Origin of the sequence: Streptococcus sp. KCJ4932 (assembly GCF_004352745.1) — a bacterium.
Classification (GTDB): domain Bacteria; phylum Bacillota; class Bacilli; order Lactobacillales; family Streptococcaceae; genus Streptococcus; species Streptococcus ruminicola.
Genome location: NZ_SJWW01000033.1, coordinates 1 through 1,493, shown reverse-complemented (window position 1 = coordinate 1,493; position 1,493 = coordinate 1). Strand labels below are relative to the sequence as shown.

The 1,493-nt window shown below is 28.5% G+C and carries 1 protein-coding gene and 1 pseudogene; both read left to right on the top strand.

Features of this window, described 5'->3' with window-relative positions; all coding sequences use genetic code 11:
• Positions 1-585, top strand: a pseudogene (locus E0E02_RS09480) (lipopolysaccharide biosynthesis protein); the annotation flags it as partial.
• 15 nt (positions 586-600) lie between these two features.
• On the top strand, positions 601-1,493 hold an 893-nt coding region (locus tag E0E02_RS09350; protein WP_133018455.1), incomplete at its 3' end, for a DUF2142 domain-containing protein.

Sequence of the window (1,493 nt, the reverse complement as noted above, 5' to 3'; positions counted from 1 at the left end):
ATCTACATCTATAATCAACCTAAGTACTCGTTAGATTTTTTAGGAAGTGTTGGAAAAATTCAAGTTGGAGCACAAACAATTTTTAACATTTTGTTTATGCCAGCGTTTGTGATGAATTTGATGATGCTTTTCTTTAGACCACTAATTACAGAAATGGCTGTTGATATTTTACACAATCAATTAAGTCATTTTAAAAAATTACAGAAAACACTTTTTGGATATTTAGGTGCTTTAAGTATTCTTGTTATTTTAGGTAGTGGTTTATTTGGAATATCAATTTTGGAAATTTTATATGGTGAGGATTTACAAAATTATTGGTTAACACTTTTAATTATTATGATTGGTGGAGCAGTGGGGAGTTTTGCAACAGCTATTGATAATATTTTGACTGCGATGCGCCGACAAAAATATCTCTTGATACCATACGGAGGCGCTTTCATTGTTTCGCAAATTATCACGAATACACTTGTTGAAAATTTAGAGATTTTGGGTGCTTCCTTAAGTTTTTTAATTACGATGAATGTATGGCTATTAATATCAATTTTTATATTTCAAGTTCTGAAATATAAAAAAAGAATTAATTAAGATAAAAGGAGTAATATGATTTCTAAAGGATATTTTATTAAGCAAAAATTTGAGAGGATTATACGATTTATTGTAGATATTATAACGAGCAACTGGAAATCATACAGTTTGCTTTTCCTTGTTTTTTTAATTATGTACGCTGTTTACGGAGATAATAACGATATCCCTGTAAAGCTCACACTTGTATTATTTTTTATTGGAATTTTTTTAATAAGTATTTCTAAAGTGAGGATTGAGTATAGGACGGCTATTTTTATTTTAATTACTGGTATTGCATCTGCGTGTCTTAGTCCGATAAATGATATTCCTGATGAGCCAGTTCATTATCAAAGAAGTTTATTTCTTTCGGAGGGTGATTTAAACCTTTCTAATAATAGTAAGAACCTTTTGGAATCAGAAGATTTTATTCATATTGATAAAGAGACTGGTTTACCAATACAAAAGAGCAAATTGAGGAATATTTCTCCTAGTAAGATGGAAATAGCAAATGAGCGTTTAACGGTTACAAATGCATATTATATTTTTGGATATTTACCTCAAGCAATTGGCTTGAAAATTGGAAATATTTTAGATATAAGTATTATTTTTAGCTATTTATTAGGAAGAATTTTTAATGTTATAGCTTACGCTATTTTAATTTTTATTGCAGTAAAGGTATCAGGAAAATTGGCACAAATAATTTCTGTATCTAGCCTTTTGCCAATGAATATTTATTTAGCCGGTTCATATAATCAGGATGCTTTAGGTTTAGGAATAATTTTATTGATATTAAGTCTTCTTGCGTATTTTTACCAAGAGGTAAATAAAATAAGTATATGGAAGATATTCATATATATATTTCTTTGCGCGCTACTAGCAACAATAAAACTTCCATTCATTTTACTCATTTTTCCACTTTTATTTATCCC